This window comes from Microbispora sitophila, from assembly GCF_014892245.1.
Lineage (GTDB): Bacteria > Actinomycetota > Actinomycetes > Streptosporangiales > Streptosporangiaceae > Microbispora > Microbispora siamensis.
Window position 1 is genome coordinate 1 of record NZ_JADBGC010000006.1, and the last position, 19443, is coordinate 19443.

Annotated in this window: 16 protein-coding genes; 14 read left to right on the top strand and 2 right to left on the bottom strand. The window is 72.0% G+C overall.

Features of this window, described 5'->3' with window-relative positions:
- The first annotated feature begins 134 nt into the window (after positions 1-134).
- Together IL992_RS46100 and IL992_RS12135 are read left to right on the top strand one after the other, a co-directional pair.
- On the top strand, positions 135-1385 hold the full coding sequence (locus IL992_RS46100; protein ID WP_226872841.1) for a zinc metalloprotease: 1251 nt from the start codon (positions 135-137) through the stop codon (positions 1383-1385).
- A gap of 244 nt (positions 1386-1629) precedes the next feature.
- Complete coding sequence (locus tag IL992_RS12135) at positions 1630-3585, top strand: Xaa-Pro dipeptidyl-peptidase (RefSeq protein ID WP_193203454.1); 1956 nt, start codon at positions 1630-1632, stop codon at positions 3583-3585.
- Between the two features lie 62 nt (positions 3586-3647).
- On the opposite strand, the gene IL992_RS12140 is transcribed toward IL992_RS12135, so the two are convergent.
- Both IL992_RS12140 and IL992_RS12145 read right to left on the bottom strand, forming a co-directional pair.
- Positions 3648-4724 carry a transcriptional regulator gene (locus IL992_RS12140; protein WP_193203455.1) on the bottom strand — a complete coding sequence of 359 codons (1077 nt, stop codon included), beginning with the start codon at positions 4722-4724 and terminating at the stop codon, positions 3648-3650.
- A 159-nt stretch (positions 4725-4883) separates the two neighbouring features.
- Entirely contained in the window at positions 4884-8345 is a 3462-nt protein-coding gene (locus IL992_RS12145; RefSeq protein WP_193203456.1) for a S8 family serine peptidase, read from the bottom strand.
- 153 nt (positions 8346-8498) lie between these two features.
- Here IL992_RS12145 and IL992_RS12150 point away from each other — a divergent pair, with 153 nt between their 5' ends.
- The 12 genes from IL992_RS12150 to IL992_RS12205 all read left to right on the top strand — a co-directional run bounded on the left by IL992_RS12150 (position 8499) and on the right by IL992_RS12205 (position 19384).
- Complete coding sequence (locus IL992_RS12150; RefSeq protein WP_193203457.1) at positions 8499-9506, top strand: helix-turn-helix domain-containing protein; 1008 nt, start codon at positions 8499-8501, stop codon at positions 9504-9506.
- A 225-nt stretch (positions 9507-9731) separates the two neighbouring features.
- Entirely contained in the window at positions 9732-10493 is a 762-nt protein-coding gene (locus IL992_RS12155; RefSeq protein WP_193203458.1) for a DeoR/GlpR family DNA-binding transcription regulator, read from the top strand.
- Entirely contained in the window at positions 10490-11455 is a 966-nt protein-coding gene (pfkB, locus tag IL992_RS12160; protein WP_193203459.1) for a 1-phosphofructokinase, read from the top strand. Before IL992_RS12155 ends, pfkB begins: the two co-directional genes overlap by 4 nt.
- A gap of 114 nt (positions 11456-11569) precedes the next feature.
- Positions 11570-12751 (top strand): PTS mannitol transporter subunit IICB, encoded by a 1182-nt coding sequence (mtlA, locus tag IL992_RS12165; RefSeq protein WP_193203460.1) that lies wholly within the window; start codon positions 11570-11572, stop codon positions 12749-12751.
- A gap of 4 nt (positions 12752-12755) precedes the next feature.
- Positions 12756-13064: a PTS lactose transporter subunit IIB gene (locus tag IL992_RS12170; protein ID WP_193203461.1), complete on the top strand. Its 309-nt coding sequence runs from the start codon at positions 12756-12758 to the stop codon at positions 13062-13064.
- Positions 13057-13524 carry a PTS sugar transporter subunit IIA gene (locus IL992_RS12175; protein WP_193203462.1) on the top strand — a complete coding sequence of 156 codons (468 nt, stop codon included), beginning with the start codon at positions 13057-13059 and terminating at the stop codon, positions 13522-13524. The genes IL992_RS12170 and IL992_RS12175 overlap by 8 nt, the downstream gene beginning before the upstream one ends.
- Positions 13521-14561: a zinc-dependent dehydrogenase gene (locus IL992_RS12180; RefSeq protein ID WP_193203463.1), complete on the top strand. Its 1041-nt coding sequence runs from the start codon at positions 13521-13523 to the stop codon at positions 14559-14561. Before IL992_RS12175 ends, IL992_RS12180 begins: the two co-directional genes overlap by 4 nt.
- A 17-nt stretch (positions 14562-14578) precedes the next feature.
- The gene (locus tag IL992_RS12185) at positions 14579-14881 is read left to right on the top strand and encodes an HPr family phosphocarrier protein (RefSeq protein ID WP_193203464.1); all 303 of its coding nucleotides are present in this window, start codon (positions 14579-14581) and stop codon (positions 14879-14881) included.
- A gap of 92 nt (positions 14882-14973) precedes the next feature.
- Positions 14974-15891: a helix-turn-helix domain-containing protein gene (locus tag IL992_RS12190; protein WP_193203465.1), complete on the top strand. Its 918-nt coding sequence runs from the start codon at positions 14974-14976 to the stop codon at positions 15889-15891.
- Positions 15888-16310, top strand: coding sequence for a VOC family protein (locus tag IL992_RS12195; protein ID WP_193203466.1), 423 nt, complete (start codon positions 15888-15890; stop codon positions 16308-16310). The genes IL992_RS12190 and IL992_RS12195 overlap by 4 nt, the downstream gene beginning before the upstream one ends.
- 77 nt (positions 16311-16387) lie before the next feature.
- Complete coding sequence (locus IL992_RS12200; RefSeq protein WP_193203467.1) at positions 16388-17626, top strand: hypothetical protein; 1239 nt, start codon at positions 16388-16390, stop codon at positions 17624-17626.
- Between the two features lie 96 nt (positions 17627-17722).
- Positions 17723-19384 (top strand): catalase, encoded by a 1662-nt coding sequence (locus tag IL992_RS12205; RefSeq protein WP_193203468.1) that lies wholly within the window; start codon positions 17723-17725, stop codon positions 19382-19384.
- The last annotated feature ends 59 nt before the right edge of the window (positions 19385-19443 follow it).

Below are 19443 nucleotides of genomic sequence, written 5' to 3' on the forward strand. Positions count from 1 at the left end.
GCCAAGGCGTCCAGGGCGACGAGGCGGCCATTCCTTCGAAGCCACAACCGCAGCAGACAGACATCAGCCACACCCCGTCGCCCCGGGAATCCAGAGCGACTCACTCCAGACAAATCGATCTTAGGGAGACAGGCATGAGGCGATTGCTCGCCGTTCTCGCGCTGGTCGCAGGCTTCCTCCTGCCGGTGTCCGCGCGTGCCGACGCCGCCGTGGCGAACGTGGCCCCGTCGGCCACCGCCTCCGCCTCCTACACCTCTCCCTGGGAGAGCGTGGCCGCCGTCAACGACGGCATCGACCCGGCTCGCTCCGATGACACGCGGAACCGCCGCTGGGGCACCTGGCCCGAGGCCGGCGCGCAGTGGGCCCTGCTGACCTGGCCGTCCGCCCAGACGATCTCCTCGGTGCAGGTCTACTTCTTCGACGACGGAGGCGGCGTCCGGCTGCCGGCCTCCTGGAAGCTCCAGAGCTGGGACGGCGGCGCGTACGTGGACATCGCGGCCTCCTACCCCACCGCGATCGACACCTACAACACCGTCACCTTCCCCGCCGTGACCACCACCCGGCTGCGCGTCGTCCTGCACAGCGGCCAGGCGTCGGTCGGGCTGCTGGAGATCAGGGCGCTCGCCGACGCCGCCGGCCGGCCGAGCGGCTGGAGCCCGCCCGCCGACCTGGTCGCGCCGCTCGACGAGGTCTGGCGGCACGTCGAGTCCACGAACACCGACCTATATGGCTACCGCGACTACGCCTGGGACCAGATCATGGCCAACGGCGGCAGCGTCAACTACTGCGTCCGGTGGGACTCCGGCGCCCCGGTCTCCGCGGAGCTGCGCGACAAGATCCAGGCCGCGCTGGCCAGGTCGTTCAAGAAGTGGACGGACGTGATGGCGGGGCACAACGGCTGGCCGTACGCGGACGTGCCGGTGAAGGTGGTCGGCTGGGCCGTACGCGACCGCGCCCTGCTGCAGTGGAGCGACGACTCGGTGGACGTGTACGTCGGCGACCTGCGCGAGAACGCGCCGCAGTGCGCCGAGCCGTGCGGACGCCAGTTCGACCAGTCGGGCGCCTACTCCGACTGCCCGGGCGGCGCCTCCCACCACTACGACATGTCGCTGTGGCTCACCGAGGGCATGATCGGCGGCATGGGCGGCGCCTGGGGACAACGCGTCGGCAGCGAGTATCTGGTGGACAACCTCGGCAGCGACGACATCCACATCCTCTTGCACGAGATCGGGCACAGTTTCGGCCTGGACGACTTCTACGACTGGACCCCGTCCGGGCAGTGCTGCTTCCTCATGAAGGCGGGCTCGGCCACGTCGATCACCGAGTTCGACGCGTGGATGCTGCGCGACGTCTGGCGGCACCTGAAGAGCCGCTACGGCTACTGACGCGCTTGCGGGCCGCGTCGGCGCGACGCGCGGATCATCAGCGGCCCTGCGACATCCGCCCCCGCGACGTCCGGTCCCGTGGCGTCCGGCCGGCTGAGGCCGGGCTTCGACATATGTCGAAAACAGTTGTGATCAAGACAGAACGGTCGTCCGAAGACATTCCACACGTGCGTCCCTAGCATCGCCCTCTACGGGCCGAATCCCCCGGCCCGAGTCCCCCCGATCGTTCTTGGAAGGTTTGCCGATGTCCTCATCGCGCCGGGTGACGCCTGGTCCCCTCCCACCAGCCGCGTCACGCCGTACGGGAGCCGCACGCCGGGGCGCGGCGGCGCTGGGCCTCGCCGTCGCCACGACCGTCACGGGGCTCGCCGTGAACCCGGCCACCGCGGGCGCCGCCGTCCCCGTCGGACCGGTGTTCCAGAACGGCATGGCCCAGCCGGTGTTCTCGACCAACCGGAACGACTGGATCCGCGAGGAGGTGTGGGTCGAGACCCCGGTCGACAGCGACGGCGACGGACGCAACGACCGGGTGCACGCCGAGGTCACCCGGCTCAAGGAGACCGAGACGGCCGGCCTGAAGTCGCCCGTCGTGTACGAGGTCAGCCCCTACTACGCCGGCGGCAATCCCATCACCAACCACGACGTCGACCACGAGCTCAACGAGGCGCTCCGGCCGGGCAAGGGCTGGCTGAACCGCGGCGGGAAGGTGCTCGACCCGGCGGCCGACGAGCGCCTGGCCGCGGCGACCGTCGACGAGGCCGGGGCCGGCGGCGCGGACGCGTCCCTCGCGGCGACCGGCCCGCAGCCGGTCATCAGCACCAGCCACGAGTCCAACTGGCTGCCCCGCGGCTTCGCGGTGGTCCACGCCGAGTCGCTGGGCAGCGGCAAGTCCGACGGCTGCCCGACCACCGGCGGGCGCAACGAGACCATCGGCGCCAGGTCCGTCGTCGACTGGCTGAACGGCCGCGCCAAGGCGTACGACGCCTCCGGGCGGGAAGTCACGGCGACGTGGACGACCGGCAAAGTCGGCATGATCGGCACCTCGTACAACGGCACCCTGCCCAACGCGGTCGCGAGCACCGGCGTCGAGGGGCTGGAGGCCATCGTGCCGATCTCGGCGATCTCCAACTGGTACGACTACTACCGGGCGAACGGCGCCGTCGTGGCCCCCGGCGGCTACCAGGGCGAGGACACCGACGTGCTCGCGGAGTACGTCTACACGCGCGCGGACAAGCAGGTCTGCCGGAGCGTCATCGAGGAGCTCGCGAAGGCGCAGGACCGCGTCACCGGCGACTACAGCGCCTTCTGGGACGAGCGCAACTACATGAACGACGTCGGCAAGGTCCACGCCGCGGTGCTGGTCGCGCACGGCCTCAACGACTGGAACGTCAAGACCAAGCACGCCGCGCAGTGGTACGAGGCGCTCAGGGCGCGCGGGGTGCCGCACAAGATCTACCTGCACCAGGGCGGGCACGGCGGCTCCCCCAGCGTCGACGTGCTCAACCGCTGGTTCACCCGCTATCTGTGGGATTACCAGAACGGCGTGGAGAACGACCCCCGCGCCCTGGTGCAGCGTGAGGACAGGACCCTGGTGCAGTACCCCGAGTGGCCCGACCCGGCCGCCGCGGAGACCGAACTCAACCTGGCCCCCGGCGCCGACGGCGCGGCCGGAGTCCTCACCTCCGACAGGACCCGGGTCGGCAGGCCGGTGACCGAGACGATCGTCGACGACGCCACCAAGCGGGCGCAGACCCTCGCCGACGCCGCCACCTCGCCCAACCGCCTGGCGTACAAGTCGGAGGCGCTGACCGCGGCCGCCAGGCTCAGCGGCACCCCGCGGGTGTCGCTGCGGATGTCCTTCGACCAGCCGGCCGCGAACGTCACGGCGCTGCTCGTCGACTACGACCAGAACGGCAAGGCGAAGATCATCACCCGGGGCTGGACGGACCCGCAGAACCGCACGTCGATCTCACGGACCGAGCCGGTCAAGCCGGGCACGCCCTACCGCCTCGACTTCGACCTGCAGCCGCACGACTACGTCTTCCCTGCGGGGCACCGGATCGGGGTCGTGCTGCTGTCGAGCGACTACGAGTACACCATCCGGCCCGCCCCCGGCGCGCGGCTGCACCTCGACACGACGAAGAGCACGGTGACGCTGCCGATCGTGGGCGGCGCCGGCGCGCTGGCCCCCGCGAGCTGAGCCTCCTCACGACACGCCGTCCCCGCCGGCCGATCACGCCGGCGCGGACGGCGTCCGTGTGACTACAGCAGAGCCTCGCGGTGCCGCCAGGCGAGGTCCAGCACGGCCGCGCCCGCCGCCTGCATCGGCTCGTCGCGGACGTACCGCCGCACGGTCTGCTCGTCGAACGGGACGCGGCCGACGACCTGGCCCTCGCTGTTGGAGGCGGCGACCTCGCCGAAGACGGCGTCGAACGTCTCCGCCTCCAGCACGGTCACCGCGAGGAAGTCGGTCGCGAAGGTCAGCGGATCGACCCCCACGCCCAGCACGAGAGAGCGCACCCGCCCGTCCTCACGGGCGTCCGTCAGCAGCCGGTAGAGCGGCCAGCCCTCGTAGTCGAAGCCGTCGCCGTACTCCTCTCCCCTCCCGAGGAACTCCTCGGCGTACTCGCGGACCACGCACTTCCACAGGTCGAGGTCGGCCTTCTCCGCGCCCGCGGACTCGTGCGCGGGCTGGAACACCCCGACCGGCATGACCTGGAAGAGCCCGCCGCCGTGGGCCACCCGGGCCGGGTCACGCCGGTGCAGGACGAACGACGTCTCCTCTGCACGGCGGTCATGGCGCAGCGTCAGCGTCGAGATCGCGCAGAGCGCGGGCCGGCGGCGCAGGTCGGTGGGGTCGCCCACGAGGGCGCGGAACGGCAGCGGGTGCCCGTCCCCATGCCCGGCGAACTCATGCCCAGCGAACTCGTGGGCGGCGAACTCGTGGGCGGCCGCCTCTCCCACGCTCACGCCGTCGAAGTAGCGCGCGCGGGTGAAGGTCAGCTCCGGCCAGGCGACCTCCAGCAGCCGGTAGCAGGTGCGGTCCTCGAAGAGCCGGGGGCGGGCGAGCGTCGCCAGCGCGTCCGGGTAGGCGCCGGCGCCCTCCGGCAGCAGGGCCGCCGCCTCCGGTTCGCGGCCCGTGACGGTGGGGGCGGGAGCGTCCTCCACCCAGCCGAGCCGCACCTCGCGCAGATCGAGCGGCGTGGCCAGGGTCCATGGGGTCGCAGTCCAGCCGTCCCGGGTGAGCAGACGGGTCGACCCGGCCCTGGCGAGTCCGGGATAGAGCCGATCCGCCGCAGCGGCCAGCTCGTGCCGGTGCCCGTTTAGGCGTCGCCGCACCTCGGCCCATTCCGGTCCCGACGGCCGCATCCACGCCTCCCCGCTCGATCTCACGAGTCCAGCACTCTAGCCGCTGGAGCCTCTGGAGCCGGGGCGGGCGCAGGAGGTGACCGCCACACTCGCCGGCCTCCCCCTGTCCCGCCCGCGTCCGAACGGTCCCTACCTCGTTTTCACGGTGAACTCGCCCTGAAGCGGCCCCAGCCTGACGGTGTAGGCACCAGGGTCCTGCCGGCGTACCTCGAACGAGATCCGCACCGTCCTGCCCGGTTGGGCCTGGACGGTCTGACGTGCCTCGACCCGGCCGTTCACGCTCAGGACGGCGTAGTACTCGCCGCCCTTCTCGCCGACGTTCTTCGCGGACGCGGTGACCTCGGCCGGGCGGCCCGGACGGACCTCCGACGGGTTGACACGCAGGTCCGCCAGGGCGAAGCGAGCCTCGGGGCCGGGAGCCAGATCGTGGACGAAGGCGTCGAACCGTCCGTTCCTGTCGCCCTCGACCAGGTTGCCGGAGTCGCTCAGAAAGGCGACGTACCGGCCGTTCCCGCTGAGCGCGGGGACCGTACTCCTGCCGTCGCCGTCCTCGCCCTGCGGGCCCGTGGAGACCCGTTCGGTGGTGCCGGCCGTGAGGTCGCGTACGAACACGTCCTCCCGCCCGTTGCCGTCGCCCGGCACGAGGTTGGCCGCGTAGCTGTAGAACGCCACCAGCCTCCCGTCGGCGCTGACCGCCGGTGCGAAGGAATCGGAGTCGCCGACGCCTCCATTCGGCGGTCCGCCCGCCGACACCAGCGTGGTCGCACGGGTCTGCCGGTCGTAGGCGAAGATCTGGAAGCCCATGGGACCGCCCGAGGTGAGATACGCCACCACTCTGCCGTCGGCGCTGAGCGCCGGCGAGCTCGCCTCCAGGCCGTCCGGCGCCGGGACCCTCTCGGTGGTGCCGTTCCTCAGGTCGCGAACGAACACGTCGTTGTGCTCGTCGGTGTCGCCGGGGGCGAGTTCGGGAGATCGGCTGTCGAAGGCGACGAAGCGGCCGTCGGCGCTGACGGAGGGGTCGAACGCGTCCGTGCTCCCCTGCGTGCCGTCCGAGGCCACCGAGACGCGCTCGGTCTTCCCCGTCTGACGGTCGTGGACGAAGATGTCGCCGCGATCGTTGGTGTCGCCGGGCACCAGGTTGGTGGCGTAGCTGGAGAAGACGGCGTAGCGGCCGTCGCCGCTGAGCAGCGGATCGAAGGACTTGTCGTTCCCCTGCGTGCCGTCGGAGGCCACCGAGACGCGCTCGGTCTTCCCCGTCCGCAGGTCGTGCACGTAGGAGTCGACCATCCCGTTGGTGTCGCCGGGCGCCAGGTTGGCGGCCGTGCTGCTGTACCCGACATAGCGGCCGTCGGCGCTGATGTGCGGCACGAGCGAGTCGGAGTCGGCCTGGGTGCCGTCGGAGGCCACCGACACCCGGCGGACGTCGCCGGAGCGCATGTCGCGCACGAAGACGTCCATGCTGCCGTTGGTGTCGTCCGGGACGAGGTTGTCCGCTCCGGTGCCCAGCACCATCAGGCTGCCGTCGCCGTTCAGGCTCGCCCACCACACGTCGTCGTCGCCTTCGATGCCGTCGCCGGTCACCGAGGCCCGCTTCGTGTCCGGCATTCTCGGTAGGGCGAAGTCGGCCTGTCCGCCACGGCCTCCGCTTACGGTTACCGGGCGGGGTGCGGCGGCCGATATGGCGGCGGCCGAGGCTACGACCCGGTAGTCGCCCTCGGGCACGTCGCCGATCGTGTACCTGCCGTTGCCGTCGGTCGTCGCGGCCAGCCGGTCGGGGACGCTCAGCACCCTGACCGTCGCGCCCGGCACGCTGATCCCGGTGGGACCGTAGACCACCTGACCGGAGATCCTGCCCCTCGGGGTCTGCTGCAGGGCGACGTCCGCCTGGGTGAAGCGGTCCACGGCCACGGTGACGTGGGTCGTCGCGTCCTGATACCCGAAGCGGGACAGCGTGAAGTCGTAGGCGCCGGCGAGGAGCCGGATCTGGAACCGCCCCTGCGCGTCGGTGTGGTAGGCCCGGCCGGTGGCCGTGTTGGTGATCGTCACACCGGCGAGCGGCTTGCGGGTCCTGCCGTCGGTCACGGTGCCCTGGACGCCGCTGTCGGCCGAAACCTCGGCGACCGCCGCGTACGCGTCGATCCGCCCGCTGCCGTAGCGCGGGTTGGGGCGTTCGCCGTAGCGCCTGTCGAAGAATGCGGTGCCTTCGAGGACCTCCAGAGTCTGGTCGACGGTGAGGCCGGGGCGGGCCTCCAGTATCAGCGCGACCGTGCCGGAGACGTGCGGGGTCGCCATCGACGTGCCGTCGGCGATGCCGTACCCGCCGCCGGGTACCGCCGACATGACCTCCGCGCCGGGGGCCGACACGTCCGGGACGGTGTAGGTGTCGGGCCACTCGGCGGGAGCGTGGAACCAGTCCTCGCGCCTGACGACGCCACCGCAGGAGAAGTCCGGCACGTCGTCGTTGACGTCGGTGGCGCCGACGGCCACGGCCTCATAGACGTTGCCGGGGCTGCCCGACCCGTTCGGAGCGCAGTCGTTGCCGATGGCGAAAGCCGGGAAGGCGCCGGCCCGGTAGATGTTCCGCGTCGGCTCGATCATCTCGTCGTCGTAACCCTCGCCGCCCAGCGACATGCTGACGACGTCGGCGGGCTTCCCGGCCGGCTTGCCGTCGGCGCCGTACGGCGCGATCGCCCACTGCATGCCGGCGATTACCTGGGCGAGCGTGCCCTCTCCGCCCGGGAGGACCAGCCCCGCCATCAGCTCCACGCCGGGCGCCACGCCGATCCGCGTACCCGAGGCGTCGCCACCGGCGATCGTGCCCGCCACGTGCGTGCCGTGCCAGTAGCTGTCGTGGGGCGTGGAGGCGACCGGCTTGCCATCCGCTCCGAACTCGATCCAGCCGCCGGGGTACGCCGGGTCGGACGGCTTGTCGCTGACGAGCTTGCCGGCGAGGTCGGGGTGACCGATGTCGATGCCGGTGTCGAGGACGGCCACCCGTACGCCCTTGCCGGTGAGCCCGTGCTCCTTCCACACCCGGTCGGCACCGATCTTCGTGATCCCCCAGGCCGACCCGCCGGTCTCGCCTTCCGGCGTTGCGGCCGCCCTCGGGGGCGTGGCCGGGGCCGAGAGTTTGAAGTTGGGGATGACCCGGTTCACCATCGGAAGCTCCGCCAGCTCGTTCAGGGTGGCGGGCTTGACCCGGACGAGAACCATGTTCTTGAGCCAGAAGGTGTTCACCACCTGGTCGCCGCGGGACTCGACCAGCTGCACGACGGGCTCCTGGGCGGACTCCGCGGCGTCTGCCAGGGCCTCGCGCGCCTTGCCGGGCTTGGCCGTCTCCGGCACGGCGTCCGTACGGGGCTCGAGTGTGACGACCGCCTCGATGCGCTTGTCCGCGCCCGCCCGGGCGGGCATCGAGTCCAGCAGCTCGGGCGCGATCTTCCCGTGTGGATGCGGGCCAGGGGGAGGATTGCCGGCCAGCGCCGGGGCCGCGGGCAGGGCCACGCCCAGCGAGCCCGCGACCAGCAGCATGGGGAGTAACACGGCGAGCAGAAGGCGTTGCCCGCGGGACCGCAAGGCGAGCAGCGACATGAGGGGGCTCCTTCTTCTGTTGTCCGCGCCGTCACGACGCGGTGGGGACGTTGGAACGCTGGCATCCGCGATCACCGGCTGACAAGCTGGAGCCCTGGCGAGTTCCCGTCACATGACGGGAATACGACACCTCACAAATCGCCGTCGCGCCTGGTGAACGGCGAGACCCTCTCCCTGGAGGTGACGGACGTGCTCGAAGCGGTCGGCTTGGGCGGGCAGGACGAAGCGGTGTACGACGCGCTCGTCCGCAGAACGCAGGCGACGATTTCCGAGCTGGCCCAGGAATGCCGTCTCCCGGTGCCGGCCATCCGGCGCGCGCTGCGGTCGCTCGTCGAACTCGGGCTGGCCACGCGCTCGGCCGGGCGCCCGCTCCGCTACGTCGTGATCGCCCCCGACAGCGGGCTGGAGGCCCTGCTGCGCGAGCGTGAGGCGCGGCTGCGGGACGTCCGCCTGCACATCCGGACGCTGATGGAGATGTATCGCGCCGGCACGCGGTTCGCCCATCCCGGGGAGCTCGTCGAGGTGGTATCCGGACGCGACGAGGTCAACGAGCGGTGGGTCCAGGTGCAGCGGAACACGCGCACGCAGGTACGCGGGTTCGACCGCCCGCCCTACGCGGCGCCACAGGGGCACGCCGAGCCGAACCCCGTCGAGCTGGATCTGCTGAAACGCGGTGTCAAGTACCGGGTCATCTACGACAGGAGCGTGCTGGAGCTGCCCGGCTGGCTGGAGGACGTCATGACCGGGATACGCCACGGGGAGCAGGCCAGGATCGGCGCCGACCTGCCGATGAAACTCGCCATCTCCGACGACCGGCTGGCCCTCATCCCGCTGCTGCGGCCCGGCGCGGACGCGCTCACGGCGTCCTACCTGATCCATCCCTCACCGCTGCTGGACGCCCTGATCGCCCTCTTCGAAGCGCTGTGGACGCGCAGCGTGCCCGTGCCGCTCGACGTGCCCGGCGTGGTCGAGGAACCGTCCCGGGACGAGGCCCTGCTGCTCTCGCTGCTGGCGTCGGGCGCGACCGACAAGGCGGCCGGGCGAGCCCTCGGCTGGAGCGAGCGGACGGTGCAGCGGCACATCACCAGGCTGATGCGGCGCCTCGGCGTGCAGACCCGCTTCCAGATCGCGATGGAGGCCACCCGCCGCGGCTGGATCTGAGCCGGCGCGCAGCAGCCCGAGCACCCGCGCGGAGCACCGCGGTGGCCATCCCGGGGAACGCGAGCAGCCCGATCCACCGCCACCGCACGCCCGCCGCGACGAGCATGCCCCCGAGGAACGGCATCGCGCGGTGCCCGTTTCGTTACGTTCACCACCCTTGACCCTCCAACAGACACGGGTATAAACACATACGAAACAACATCGAAACGGCGGTGAACCAACACGATGTACGCCGAGGAGCGGCAGCAGGAGATCCTGCGGGCGGCCCGCGACGCCGGCCGGGTCGACGTGGTGACGCTGGCCGAGCGGTTCGGCGTCACCACGGAGACGATCCGCCGCGACCTGACCGCACTGGAGCGCGCGGGCGTCCTGCGGCGCGTGCACGGCGGCGCGATCCCGGTCGAACGCCTGGGGTTCGAGCCCGCCCTGGCCGCCAGGGACGAGGTGCTGACGGCCGAGAAGGAGCGCATCGCCAAGGCCGCCCTGGCCGAACTCCCGCAGGACGGCGCCGTGGTGATCGACGCGGGCTCCACGACGAGCCGGCTCGTGCAGGCGCTGCCGCCGGACCGCGAGCTCACCGTCGTCGTGAACTCGCCTCCGCTGGCCACGGTGCTGGCGGCCCGCCCCAACCTGACCGTGCTCATGCTGGGCGGCCGGGTGCGCGGCCGGACGCTGGCGACGGTGGAGGACTGGGCCATCCAGCAGTTGTCGCAGCTCAACGTCGACGTGGCCTTCATGGCCACCAACGGCTGCTCGGTGGCCAAGGGCCTGACCACTCCCGACCCGGCCGAGGCGGCGATCAAGCGGGCGATGATCGCCTGCGCCGACCGCGCCGTCCTGCTGGCCGACCACACGAAGTTCTCCGGCACCTACCTGGCGCGCTTCGCGACGCTCGGCGAGATCGACGTCGTCATCACCGACACCGGGCTCGACCCCGACCAGGCCGCCGCGCTGGCCGCCGCGGGACCGGAGGTCGTCCGGGCATGATCCTCACGCTGACCCTCAACCCCAGTCTCGACCGCACGATCGAGGTCGGCGCGCTCACCCGCGGGGCCGTCATCCGGGCGGCCGCCACCCACCTCGACCCCGGCGGCAAGGGCGTCAACGTGTCGCGGGCCCTGCTGGCCAACGACGTCCGGTCGTGCGCGGTCATCCCGTACGGCGGCAACGAGGGGCGCCGGCTCCTCGACCTGCTGTCGGCGGAGGGCATCGACATGATCCCCGTGCCGGTGAAGGGCCCCACCAGGTCCAACGTCGCGATCGCCGAGCCGGACGGCACCGTCACCAAGGTGAACGAGCCGGGCACCGCGCTGACCCCCGCCGAGCTGGACACACTGGCGGGCGCTGTGCTCGACGCCGCCCGGTCGGCCGACTGGGTGGTCGCCTCGGGCAGCCTCCCGCCCGGCGTGCCGGTGGACGTCTACGCCGGGCTGTGCCGCCGGTTCGCCGGCGCCGGCATCAACCTCGCGGTCGACACGAGCGGCCCCGCCCTCGTGTCCGCGGTGAACGCCGGCCCCGCACTGGTCAAGCCGAACCGCGACGAGCTCGCCGAGGCCACCGGCACGTCGATCGCCCGTGTCGGCGACGTGCTCGACGCGGTCGGCAAGCTGCGCGCCATGGGCGCGCGGTCGGTCCTGACCAGCCTCGGTGCGGACGGCGCGCTGCTGGTCGAGGACGACGAGCAGGTCTGGTACGGCGAATGCGCGGTCGAGGAGCCGCGCAGCAGCGTGGGCGCGGGCGACGCCCTGCTGGCGGGCTTCCTCGCCGCGGGGGCCCGCGGCGGGACGGCCCTCGCCGAGGGCCTGGCCTGGGCCGGCGCGGCCGTGGGGCTGCCCGGCAGCCGGATGCCCCGGCCGGCCGACATCGATCGCACACACGTCCGGATCGGTCCCCCCGACCCGGCCCGGCCGCTCACGCCGCCCCCTCGCTCGGCGCTCGGGGGCGTGTGAGCCCGACGCACCGCCCCTATCGATTCACTCGCTTCGCTCGCTCATACCCGGGGGATGAGCGCCACCCCCCACCAACCGGCCAGCCAGGCCGGTCGCCCCGGAAGGAGCACGTCAATGGCCACGCCCTATACCCCCACCGTCCACGGCACCGGTGTGCGGGCCACGATCCAGCGCTTCGGCGGCCATCTCGCCGGGATGATCATGCCCAACATCGGCGCTTTCATCGCCTGGGGCCTCATCACGGCCCTGTTCATCCCGACCGGGTGGGTGCCGAACAAGACACTCGCCGAGCTGGTCGATCCGATCATCAAGGTCCTGCTCCCCGTGCTCATCGGCTACACCGGCGGCCGGATGGTCCACGCGCAGCGTGGCGCGGTCGTCGGCGCCGTCGCCACGATGGGCGTGGTCGTCGGGGCGGACGTCCCGATGTTCCTCGGCGCGATGATCATTGGCCCGCTGGCCGCGCTGATCCTCAAGTACGTCGACCGGTTCACCGCCGAGCGGACCAGGGCCGGCTTCGAGATGCTGGTCGACAACTTCACCGCCGGCATCGTCGGCGCGGTCATGGCGATCGCCGGCGTCCTCGCCATCGGCCCGGTCGTGGAGAAGGTCACCGAGGTCGCGGGCAGCGGCGTCGAGTGGCTCATCACCCACTCGCTGCTGCCGATCGCCTCGGTCATCATCGAGCCTGCCAAGGTGCTGTTCCTCAACAACGCGATCAACCACGGGGTGCTCGGGCCGCTGGGCGTCGCCGAGTCGGTCAAGCACGGCAAGTCGATCCTGTTCATGCTGGAGTCGAACCCCGGCCCGGGTCTCGGCCTGCTGATCGCCTACCTGCTGTTCGGCCCGAGGTCCCTGCGTCCCAGCACCCCCGCCGCCATGATCATCCACTTCTTCGGCGGCATCCACGAGATCTACTTCCCGTACGTGCTGATGAAGCCGCGCCTGATCCTCGCGGTGATCGCCGGCGGCGCCTCGGGCGTGCTCACCTTCCTGGTCACCGGGGCGGGCCTGGTCGCGACGCCGTCGCCGGGCAGCATCTTCGCCTACATGGCGGTGACCCCCAAGGGCGGCTGGTTCGGCGTGATCGCCGGAATCGTGGTCGCGACGGCCGTCTCCTTCGCCGTCGCCGCCGCGCTGCTGGGCTTCGGCCGCGCCAACGGCGACCAGGCGGAGGACCAGGCGGAGGACGCCATCGCGAACGACACCACCGGCACCGACATCACGAGCGACGACAACCGCGACACAACCGGCGAGACGGCGGCCGAGAGCGTGCCCGCCACCAAGGAGGCGTAGAACCGTGTCCAGCATCGAGGGCAAGGACGTCCGCAAGCTCATCGTGGCCTGCGACGCGGGCATGGGCAGCAGCGTCATGCTGGCGAGCACGCTGCGCAGGCAACTCAAGGGCACCGCGGTCAGCGTGGAGCACACCCCCGTCAACTCGATCCCCGGGGACGCCGACGTGATCGTGTGCCACACCGGGCTGGCCGACCGGGCCAGGGCGAGCGCCCCCGGCGTCGTGCTCGTGCCGTTCCAGGTCTTCATCGGCGACCCGGCCGTGGCGCGGGTCGTCACCGCGATCAAGAACGGGGGCACGATCGATGGCTGACCGGGCGGGCACGGCCCCGCTCCCCCTCGATCGCCGCGCCGTACGGACGGCCGCGACCGCCGCGGATGTCGAGGACGCCATCCGGCAGTGCGGAGCGGTCCTCCAGGAGGTCGGCGCGGTGGACGGCGGCTATACCGAGGCGATGCTCGAACGCGAGCGGTCGATCTCCACGTACGTCGGCGAGGGCGTCGCCATCCCCCACGGCACGCTGACCTCGAAGGAGGCGGTCCGCCACGACGCCATCTGCGTGCTGCGCTTCCCCGAGGGCGTCGACTGGCACGGCGAGCGGGTGACGGTGTGCGTCGGCATCGCGGCCCGCGGGGACGGCCACCTGCGGCTGCTGTCGGAACTCGCCCAGATCCTGCTCGACCCGGACCGCGCGGCGGCCCTGCGCGCGGCCACCGAGGTCGACGAGGTCATCCAACTGCTGCAACCGGACGGAGAGGAAGACTCCGAGTGAAAGTCGCCCGTTTCCACGCTCCCGGGGACATCCGGCTGGAGGAGGTGCCCGAGCCCGTCGCCCGCCCCGGCGAGGTCAAGATCCGCGTACGCAACTGCTCGACGTGCGGCACGGACGTGAAGATCTACCGGTTCGGGCACCACCACATCAGGCCGCCCCGGGTGATGGGCCACGAGATCGCCGGGGAGATCGTGGAGCTCGGCGAGGGCGTCACCGGCTGGAGCCCGGGCGACCGGGTGCAGGTGATCGCCGCGATCCCGTGCGGCGAGTGCGAGGAGTGCCGCCGGGGTCACCTCACCGTCTGCCCCAACCAGGAGTCGATGGGCTACCACTACGACGGCGGCTTCGCGCAGTACATGGTCGTGCCGGCCAAGGTGCTCGCCGTGGACGGGCTCAACCGCATCCCCGACGGGGTGGGGTTCGCCGAGGCGTCCCTCGCCGAGCCGCTCGCCTGCGTGCTCAACGGGCAGGAGCTGGCCCGCGTCGGCGAGGGCGACGACGTGGTCGTCGTCGGCTCGGGCCCGATCGGCTGCCTGCACGTGCGGCTGGCCCGCTCGCGCGGCGCGGCCCGGGTGTTCCTCGCCGACCTTAACGCCGAGCGCCTCACGATGGCCGCCGACCTCGTACGGCCCGACGCGGCGATCTGCTCGGGCGAGACCGACCTCGTGGACGAGGTGCTCAAGCTGACCGGAGGCCGGGGCGCCGACGTGGTGATCACGGCGGCGGCCTCCGGCGCGGCCCAGCAGCAGGCGTTGCTGATGGCCGCGCGGCAGGGCCGCATCAGCTTCTTCGGCGGGCTGCCGAAGGACGACCCGATCATCGCCTGCGACTCCAACCTGGTGCACTACCGGGAGCTGACCATCGTCGGCGCCAACGGGTCGAGCCCGGCGCACAACGCCCGCGCCCTGCGGCTCATCGCCGACGGAGCGGTGCCGGTCGCCGACCTGATCACCCATCGCCTCGGTCTGGACGAGGTCATGGACGCCATCGACGTCGTCGCCCGCGGCGCCGCCATCAAGGTCACCATCGAGCCCTGAGACCTGAGAGGAACCCGATGCCGGAAAGGACAGTGGCGGTCGCCTCGCGCTCCGGCCTGCACGCCCGCCCCGCCAAGCTCTTCGTCGAGGCGGCGGCGCGACAGGCGGCGCCCGTGCGCATCCGCGTGGGCGACGGGAAGGCCGTCCCCGCCAACAGCATGCTGGGCGTGCTTACCCTCGGTGCCGGGCACGGCACCGAGGTCACCCTGGAGGCCGAAGGCCCGGGGGCGGAGGAGGCGCTCGCCGCCCTCGCGGACCTGCTGTCCCGCGACCTCGACGCCGAGGGAGCCGAGGGGGCCCCGGACGCCGGACCCGCCTGACCCGCCTGACCCGCCTGACCGGCGCGGCCGCGACGATGGCCGCCGCGCTCCCCTTCGTGGAGACTGGGAGGGCGGGGAAGGAGGACCATCCGATGGCGGCACGGACACGGCGGACGGCGGACGCGGACGAGCGCGACGAGTCACGCTTCCTGCACCGGCGGCCCGCTCCCGCGCTGCGTCCGCTGGTCGCGTGGTACAGCGGCTATCGCGAGGCCGGAGTCCCCCCGGCCACGCATCGCGGCCTGCCGTCGCCCTACCTGACGATGATCGTCACGCTCGACGACCCGCTCGTCGTCGCGGCGCACCCCGATCCGCGCACCCCGCCCGGGTCGTACGACACGCTGGTCGGCGGGCTGCACACCAGCCCCGCGCTGATCACGCACGACGGCCGGCAGTCGGGCGTGCAGCTCGCGCTGACGCCGCTCGGCGCGCGGGCCGTGCTCGGGCTGCCCGCCGGTGAGCTGTCCGGGCTCGACCTGGACGGCGCCGAGGTGCTCGGCCGGCTGGCGGGCGAGCTGCGCGAGCGCCTGCTGGAGGCGTCCGGCTGGGACGAGCGCTTCGCGGTCCTCGACGCGGTCCTGTCCCGGCACGCCCGCCCCACGCGGGCGCACCCGGCCGAGGTGGCGCGGGCGTGGCGGCGGATGCTGGCCGCCGGCGGGCAGGTCACCGTGTCCGGTCTCGCCCGCGACGCGGGCTGGAGCACCAGGCACCTCAACGGACGGTTCCGGGAGGAGATCGGCCTGTCCCCCAAGGAGGCGGCGCGGGTCGTGCGGTTCGACCGGGCCCGGCGCCTGCTCCAAAGCGCGGCGGCGTCCGGGCGGCGGCTCACACTGGCCGACGCGGCGGCCGAGTGCGGGTTCTACGACCAGGCGCACCTCGCCCGCGAGTTCGGCGCCCTCGCCGGGTGCTCGCCCAGCCGCTGGCTGTCGGAGGAGGGCGGCCACGGCGGCGAGCTGTTCCGAAACGTCCAAGCCGGGGCGGGGGACGGATCGCCAGACTCGGTGGCATGAACGACACCACACCAGCACCTCAGGTATGGCCCACGCTGCGGGCCAGGGACGCACGCGCCCTGATCGCCTTCCTCGTCGAGGCGTTCGGCTTCGAGGAGACCGCCGTGTACGGCGAGGGCGACCGCGTCGACCACGCCCAGCTCTCCTGGCCGCGCGGCGGCGGGATCATGCTGGGCAGCGTACGGGACACACCGGACGACAAGTGGAGCCTCACCCCCGGCTCGTTCGGCGCGTACGCCGTGACCGACGATCCGGACGCGTTGTTCGCCCGGGCGACCGCCGCGGGGGCGCGAGTCGTCCAGGAGCCGTACGACACCGACTACGGCTCCCGCGAGTTCGTCGTCCGGGATCGGGAGGACAACCTCTGGTCGTTCGGCACTTACCGCGGCGAGCCGCGGAAGGCGGCCCCTACGGGGTGAGGTAGGGAACTCCCCACCATGGTTTCGGCGGTGCGCGGGATGGGCCGTGATCACCGCCGGAACCTACCGTCATGGCCATGACAAACCCCCTCTCCAAGCGACTGCTCGCCGCCGCGGCCTGCGCCGCCCTGGCGCTCCCTGTGCTCTCCGTTACCGCCACCGCCTCCGCCGCGATCACCCGGCCCGCCGCCACCGCCGAGGCCCCGCGGGGCGCGATCGTGTCGGCGACCCGCCTCGACCGGCTGTCGCCCGCCCAGGTCTCCGCCACCTTGCGCGCCGCCGGATTCCCCGCGCCGGAGCACCCGCTCGGCGTCGACGTCTACCGGGTCGTCTACCGGACTACCGGCGCCGACGGGGAGCCCACGACCGCCGGCGGCGTGGTGACCCTGCCCCGCTCGCGGGACGGGCGCCTGTCGTTCGCGGTCTACGAGCACGGGACGCTTCCCACCAAGCGCTACGCGCCCTCCGTCGCGGCGGACAGCGACGGCCGGCTGGCGCCCGTCATGTTCGCCGCCGCAGGCTTCGCGGGGCTGGCGCCCGACTACCTCGGTCTCGGCCTCGGGCCGGGCCGGCACCCGTACATGGACGCGGCGTCGGAGGTGACGGCCTCCGCCGACCTGCTGCACGCCGCCCGCGACCTCGCCGCCCGGCACGGCCGGACCCTCGACGGCCGGGTGATGGTCACCGGCTTCTCCCAGGGCGGGCAGGCCGCGATGGCGCTGGGCCGCGCGCTTCAGCAGGGCGCCGTACCCGGCCTCCGCCTCGCCGCGCTCGCCCCGATCAGCGGGCCGTACGCCGTGGAGCGGGCCGAACTGCCCGCCACCCTGTCCGGGGATGTCGAGCCGCACACCGCGACGTTCTACCTCGCGTACTGGATCACCTCGATGAACCGCCTCCACCACCTGTACGACACGCCCGGCCAGGCGTTCCGGGCGCCGTACGACACGAAGGTGGAGGGGCTCTTCGACGGGCGGCACACCGAGGAGCAGATCGCCGCCGCGCTCCCGGCGAGCCCGGCCGAACTGCTCACCGACGAGTTCCTGGCCCAGGTCAGGCAGCCCACCGGCGCCTTCCTCGAAGCGCTGCGCGCCAACGACACGACCTGCACCGGCTGGCGGCCCCGGGTCCCGGTCACGCTGTACGCCTCCCGGGGCGACCGCGACGTCGCGATCGCCAACTCCCGGCTGTGCCGCGACGACCTGGTGGCGGGCGGGGCCGATGTGCGCCTCGTGGACGTCGGGGACGTGGACCACGTGCACGGCGCCCTGCGGTCCCTCCCCCGCGTGCTCCGGGCGTTCCAGGATCTCCTCTCCTGAGGGCGCCGGGACGAATACCCCGGCAAAAAGCGGAAAGGGGGGTCTTGAGGAGGATAAACAGCTCAAACGAGATCAAATAGCGAGAGGAGCCGTCCCATGACGGACGTCTCGAGCAAGGGACCGGAGCCCGGGGACGAGCGTCCGGTGCTGACCAACCGTCAAGGGCACCCGGTCTACGACAACCAGAACCAGCGGACGGTGGGCGCGCGTGGCCCGGCCACTCTCGAGAACTACCAGTTCCTGGAGAAGATGAGTCACTTCGACCGGGAGCGCATCCCGGAACGGGTCGTGCACGCGCGCGGCACGACGTCGTACGGCTTCTTCGAGGCGTACGGCATGTGGGGCGACGAGCCGATCGCCCGGTTCACGAGGGCGAAGCTGTTCCAGGAGGCAGGCAAGCGCACCGACCTGGCGGTGCGGTTCTCGACCGTGATCGGCGGGCGTGACTCGTCCGAGTGCGCCCGCGACCCGCGCGGCTTCGCCGTGAAGTTCTACACGGAGGACGGCAACTGGGACCTCGTCGGAAACGACCTCGCGGTGTTCTTCATCCGCGACGCCATCAAGTTCCCCGACGTGATCCACGCGCTCAAGCCGGACCCGGTCACGTTCCGGCAGGAGCCGAACCGGATCTTCGACTTCATGTCGCAGAGCCCGGAGAGCATGCACATGCTCGTCAACCTGTTCAGCCCGCGCGGCATCCCGGCGGACTACCGGCACATGCAGGGCTTCGGGGTCAACACCTACAAGTGGGTCAACGCGCAGGGCGAGACCGTGCTGGTGAAGTACCACTGGATGCCCAAGCAGGGGGTCAGGAGCATGACGGCCGAGGACGCCGCCCGCATCCAGGCCCACGAACTGGGCCACGCCACGAAGGACCTGCACGACGCCATCGAGCGCGGCGACTACCCGGAGTGGGAGCTGCTCGTCCAGATGATGAGCGACGACGAGCACCCCGAGCTGGACTTCGACCCGCTCGACGACACCAAGGTCTGGCCGGAGAACGACTTCCCGGCCAAGCCGGTCGGCCGGATGGTCCTCAACAGGACCGTGGACAACGTCTTCGCCGAGAACGAGCAGATCTCGTTCGGCACCGGCGTCCTCGTCGACGGCCTGGACTTCTCCGACGACAAGATGCTGGTGGGCCGGACGTTCTCCTACAGCGACACCCAGCGCTACCGGGTCGGGCCGAACTACCTGCAGTTGCCGGTCAACCAGGCCAAGAACGCCGACGTGCGGACCAACCAGCGCGACGGCTTCATGACCTACCAGCAGGACCAGGGGGGCGAGAACCCGCACGTCAACTACGAGCCCTCGATCACCGGCGGGCTGCGCGAGGGGCAGTTCCCGACGCACGACGAGCAGGGCCCGGAGATCGTCGGAAGGCTCACCCGCAAGCGCATCCCGCGGACCAACGACTACAAGCAGGCGGGCCAGCGCTACCTGCTCATGGAGCAGTGGGAGCGCGACGACCTGGTGGAGAACCTGACCGCCAAGCTGTCGGAGTGCGACCGGCCGATCCAGGAGCGCATGGTCTGGCACTTCCTGCTGGTCGAGGACGACCTCGGGCTGCGCGTCGGCGAGGGGCTCGGCATCACGCCGGACGACGTCAAGCATCTGGAGCCGCTGGCGAGCCAGGACCTGACCGACGAGGACAGGGAACGCCTGGCCAACCTCGGCAAGAACGGCCCGCGCGACGTCTCGGGCCTGAAGATGACGCACTGCGTCCCCGACGAGCGGGCCACCGTGCCCGCCATGTGAGATCCGCCCCGCGGATCAGGGCCCGGCCCGGGAGTTCCGAGCCGGGCCCTGGCACGTCC